This is a genomic window from Thermodesulfobacteriota bacterium, assembly GCA_036482575.1.
Taxonomy (GTDB): domain Bacteria; phylum Desulfobacterota; class GWC2-55-46; order GWC2-55-46; family JAUVFY01; genus JAZGJJ01.
Window position 1 is genome coordinate 1 of the sequence record JAZGJJ010000038.1, and the last position, 4,614, is coordinate 4,614.

The following is a 4,614-nucleotide window of genomic DNA, read 5'->3' on the forward strand; positions in this document are numbered from 1 at the left end:
GGGACAACCACCGGGAGGTGCCGAAGGTTATAGAGCTCGCGCGGGGGAAAGGGGCCCGGGCGGTGAACATCTTCTTCCTCGTCTGCACCGGAAGGGGGCAGGACGTAACCGACATAACCCCTGAGCAATACGAAGAGGTGCTGACCTATCTTGTGGAGGCCGAGCGGGAGCTGGAGGGGGAGATGATGGTGCGGGCCCGATGCGCGCCGCACATCCTCCGCATAGCGAGCCAGAAGAACCCCGAGAGCGCGCTCCTTAAGGGAGAGACGAGCGGCTGCATAGCGGCCACGGGCTACCTCAGGGTCTCTCCCGAGGGTTTCGTTACGCCGTGCCCCTACATACCCGAGAGTGCCGTTAGTAAATGGTCCAACCTGAAAGAGAAAAGCCTCAGGGAAATATGGGATACCGAGCCCATGTTTCTCGCTTTAAGGGAGCGTAAGTATACCGGCCGCTGCGGCGACTGCGAGTTCAACGACATCTGCGGCGGGTGCCGGGCCAGGTCGCTCGCCGCCTCCGGCGACCTTATGGGCGAGGACCCGTGGTGCAGCTACGAGCCGGAAGACAAAAAGGACCGGGCCCCCGCCCCGGCCGTCGACCCGGTCTGGACGGATGCCGCAATGGTGCGTCTGAAGAAGGTGCCGATATTTTTAAGGCCCATGGTAAAGAGGGGGCTTGAGAGGTACGCGAAGAATAGGAGGCTCAAGGAGATAACCCCGGAGATAATGGCCGAGCTAAAGGGAAGGACCGGAAGACCGGCCGGCGACTGAGAAGCCGCCCCGCATCCGCCGGTCCCCAAAGGAGGGGGCTATGTTTAGGAACGTAATCGTCTGCATTTTCGTATCGGCTGTACTTTTCCTCGCCGGGTGTGATCAGATTATAGTCGGCGGAGGCACGGACTGGGGGGGCGGAGGGGGCGGACCGCCTCCGGCCGGACACAAGGTCGACAAGAGAGGGCCGCTGAATATCCCGCCCGGCCACCTGCCGCCTCCGGGCAAGTGCAGGATCTGGTACCCCGGCCAACCCCCGGGCCAGCAGCCGCCGCCCGGCCCGTGCAGGAGCCTCGCAAGGCAGGTCCCGAAGGGGGCGTGGTTGATCTCCAAACCATCGGGCAAGGGAAAAAACTCCAAAAACGTAGACGTGTCGGTCTACGATTCCAACAGAGCGGGCCTTGTGCTCGTCATCAGGACATACCGGGCGTCGACCGGAATTTTTATCTCGGAGAGAAGGCCGTAGACAGCAACAAGGTTTCCTAAAGCATGGAAAATAAACGCATAAAGAAAAAACGTGGAAGGTAAGCGCATGAAAAAAACCAAGAGAGCGGCGGGTACCGGCTGCTACGGCAACAAGGATTCTTAAATATGAATGGCAAGCGCACTAAAAAAACCAAGAGAGCGGCGGGAAAACAGTTCTTCGGCTGCGTGCTGCTGTTCCTGGGCACTTTGAACACCATGCTTTCCCTGAAGGCGGGGCTGCCGATCGACCCTTTTTACTACGTCCTTTTGATAAGCGGCGGCCTTGTCCTCGCCGTCGGCATCTGGCAGGGGCGTGAGAGGGAGGGGGAGGAGAAGTAAAACGGGCAACTGCAGCACTTCCCGTCTTAACTACATCTTCCACCTGAGGGCATCGAGGATATTCGAGAAGTCGTCGGTCCAGGGGGCGGGCCACGACCCGTCTTCCGGCTTGGTCGGCATCGGCTCCCACCAGGGATATTCGGCCAGTTCCTCCATATCATTCATCCGGCGCGCCATCACCACCCAGACCGAGCCGAACTCAAACGTCTCTCTGCTGGCTTCGCCTTCGTCACCCACCTCTTTTGCCATGGCGGAAAGGCCCGCGTCTTCTGCAAGGGCGGCAAGCACCGGGCCCAGGTTTAGGTACCTGTCCGAGATGTGGAAGGCCATGATCCCGCCGTCGGCGAGTTTGGAGGTATAGAGCCTCAACGCCTCCCTGGTAATGAGGTGCATGGGGATGGCATCCGAGCTGAAGGCGTCGAAGACGAGCAGGTCGTATTGGCCGTCCGGGGCGCTCTCGAGCGAGAGCCGCCCGTCGCCGAGGACCACGTCGACTTCCGCCGGGGAGTCCTCCAGGAAGGTGAAGTAACGCGTATCGCGCGCGATGCGCTCCACCACCGGGTCGACCTCGTAGAAGGTCCATTGGTCCCCGGGCCTCGCGTATCCGGCCATGACCCCGCTGCCGAGCCCTATGACCGCGACCCGGAGCGGGCCGGGCCTTGTCGATAACGCACCGAACACGTCCCCTATCGGCCCCTCGCGCGTATAGTAGGCGAGCGGCTCTAAACGCCGGGCGGGGTCCGTGCTCTGCACGCCGTGTATGGTGGTGCCGTGGTAAAGGGTGGTATACCGGCCTTCGACTTCCAGCTTAACCCTTGACACGCCGAAGAAACTCCTCTCTTTGTACACCACGTCGGTCTCCATCCGGCCCCACAAAGCACCGGCCAGAACGACCGCGCCGACCGTCAGGCCGAAACGTACGGGCCGCTCGCTCATGAAGTAACAGAAGACAGCCGTAAGGGAAACGATGGCAACCGTGTCATTCCCTCCCCTCTCGAGGATGCCCGCGTCATAACCGAGGTCGACCCCCCGGAGCAGCACAAGCGCGAGGAGCGGCAGGATGAAGTCGAGGGCGCGGTCGTACGGCTTCGGGCCGCCGAGCCCGGTAAACGGGCGGAGGAGGCAGGCCAGCACTATAGCCAGCGGGTACTCGGCCACGGAGTCGAAGACCACAGGGGCCACTATCGCGCTGAACACGCCCCCCAGGATACCGCCCACCGACATCCAGATGTAGAACTCGGTAAGGTCCGCGGCCGGGGGGCGACTGCTTACGAGCTCGCCGTGGCAGACCATCGCGGTCACGAAAAACGCCGCGAGGTGCAAGGGGAAGGCCACCCACCATATGACCACCCACCCCTCGACGAGCAGCGCCAGGACGGCCACGATGAGGATGGGCTGCACCCTCAGCATCAGGCTGTGGCCGAGGACGGGCCTCCTGGCAAACACTATGACGAACGTAAGGAGATAAAGCGCGAGCGGGACCACCCAGAGAAGCGGTACCGAGGCTATGTCCGTACTGATATGCGTGGTAACTCCCAGGAGCAGGCTCGATGGGACGAAGCTCAGAAGCACCCACCACACGCGCCTGCCGCCGTCCGGTGGTGCAAGGACCTCGCCGGACACTGAGTCCTCTCCGGGGGCCGGGGACTCTTCGCGCGCTCCGCTTACGGTCGTCCTCCACACAATCAAGGCGCACGCGGAGATCAAGACGACCAGCAGGACGTATCCCCCGGTCCACGCAAAGGCCTGCCCTTTGAGGCGGAGGTAGGGCTCGGCCAGCAGCGGATAGCCGAGAAGCGCCACTATGCTCCCGGCGTTACTCGCCGCGTACAGGAAGTACGGGTCACTCGCATCCGGGTGGCCCGTCTGCGAGAACCACTTCTGGAGCATCGGGGCCGTGGCCGATACGACGAAGAAAGGCAGCCCCACCGATACCAGTAGTACCGTAAAGAGCCACAGTATGGGGCTGCCGGACCCCGCCGGGGTCCAGCCCTCGGGGAGCCCGACCGGCAGGGCCAGGAAGGCTGCCAGAAGGAGCACCATATGCAACGCGGCCTGGCGCCTTACCCCGAGCCACCTTGCCGTTATATGGGCATAGACATAGCCGGCGAGCAGTGCCGCCTGATAGAAGACCAGGCTGGTGTTCCAGACCGCCGGCGTGCCTCCCAGCATGGGCAGGACCATCCGGGTGAACATCGGCTGGACCGAAAACAGGAGCGCCGCGCTCACGACCAGGGCTGCGGTAAAGACTACGACAAGCGCCATGGACCCCCCCCTACCACCTTTCCACCGTCCCCTCCTCCATGGAGACGGACTGGAAGAGCCAGCGCGAGAACGGGACCTCACCGCGGAGCGTCCTTGCGACGTTGCTGCTGTGGACCATCTTTACATTAAAGACCGCTTTCTTTATCTTACCGCCTAAGTCCGGGGCCCCTTCCTCGTCGTGGTAGACGGCCTCGACCGTCACTATCGCGTTCTGCCTGTCCCTGAGCGGTTGAGAGGGGTTATCGATGTCCTCCACCATCTCAACGCCAAGCACCCTGAACTCCCCGGCGTCCACGAAGAGCGCCTTTTCCGACCACTCCCCGCTCAGATCCTCGCCGGGCTCGGCTTCGCGGAAGGAAGCCTCCCTCTCGTTAAAGAGCTCTTCCAGGCGCGCCTCGACGTCATCCCCGGACCTCTGCATGAGCATGAGCTTCCTCCTCTGCGAGGGGCCGTGGTAGTTGAACACGATTGAGAAGTCCCCGCAGGAAACACCGTTCATATAGGCTTCGGCCGCCCCGGCGACCTCCCCTTTCTTTTTAACGGACATAACCTGCATGCCCGCGGCCACGGCGACAGCGAGGACTGCAAGGGCGATGAGAAGCAGTTTCCACCCCCTCCCCCCCCTCCCCCGCCTTCTCCCCTTTATCTTTTTAGGTACTGCCATGTCAGTATATCTCCTGCGGGTAGTACCAGTGCCCCATCATCCATTTATTGTCGTCCAGGTTCGGGAGTCTGCCCCTGTCCTTGAAGGTCTCGGGCGGAGTGCCCATGGCGAGAC

The 4,614-nt window shown here is 62.3% G+C and carries 5 protein-coding genes; 3 read left to right on the forward strand and 2 right to left on the reverse strand.

What is annotated here, in order from left to right; genetic code table 11:
• From V3W31_01625 to V3W31_01635, 3 genes are all read left to right on the forward strand, one after another.
• A partial coding sequence (locus tag V3W31_01625; GenBank protein ID MEE9613637.1) for an SPASM domain-containing protein occupies positions 1-767 on the forward strand: 767 nt, incomplete at its 5' end.
• 40 nt (positions 768-807) lie between these two features.
• Positions 808-1,233 (forward strand): hypothetical protein, encoded by a 426-nt coding sequence (locus V3W31_01630; protein ID MEE9613638.1) that lies wholly within the window; start codon positions 808-810, stop codon positions 1,231-1,233.
• Positions 1,234-1,358: 125 nt separating this feature from the next.
• Positions 1,359-1,571, forward strand: coding sequence for a hypothetical protein (locus V3W31_01635; protein ID MEE9613639.1), 213 nt, complete (start codon positions 1,359-1,361; stop codon positions 1,569-1,571).
• 30 nt (positions 1,572-1,601) lie between these two features.
• Here V3W31_01635 and V3W31_01640 read toward each other — a convergent pair whose 3' ends face one another.
• Positions 1,602-3,836, reverse strand: a complete 2,235-nt coding sequence (locus tag V3W31_01640; GenBank protein MEE9613640.1) for a fused MFS/spermidine synthase — start codon at positions 3,834-3,836, stop codon at positions 1,602-1,604.
• 10 nt (positions 3,837-3,846) lie between these two features.
• The gene (locus V3W31_01645; protein MEE9613641.1) at positions 3,847-4,500 is read right to left on the reverse strand and encodes a hypothetical protein; all 654 of its coding nucleotides are present in this window, start codon (positions 4,498-4,500) and stop codon (positions 3,847-3,849) included.
• Between the last annotated feature and the right edge of the window lie 114 nt (positions 4,501-4,614).

Bases quoted from the DNA above. Each gene is read 5' to 3' on its own strand.
- V3W31_01635 (MEE9613639.1), top strand. From the start codon at position 1,359: ATGAATGGCAAGCGCACTAAAAAAACCAAGAGAGCGGCGGGAAAACAG.
- V3W31_01640 (MEE9613640.1), bottom strand. From the start codon at position 3,836: ATGGCGCTTGTCGTAGTCTTTACCGCAGCCCTGGTCGTGAGCGCGGCG.
- V3W31_01645 (MEE9613641.1), bottom strand. From the start codon at position 4,500: ATGGCAGTACCTAAAAAGATAAAGGGGAGAAGGCGGGGGAGGGGGGGG.
- V3W31_01630 (MEE9613638.1), top strand. From the start codon at position 808: ATGTTTAGGAACGTAATCGTCTGCATTTTCGTATCGGCTGTACTTTTC.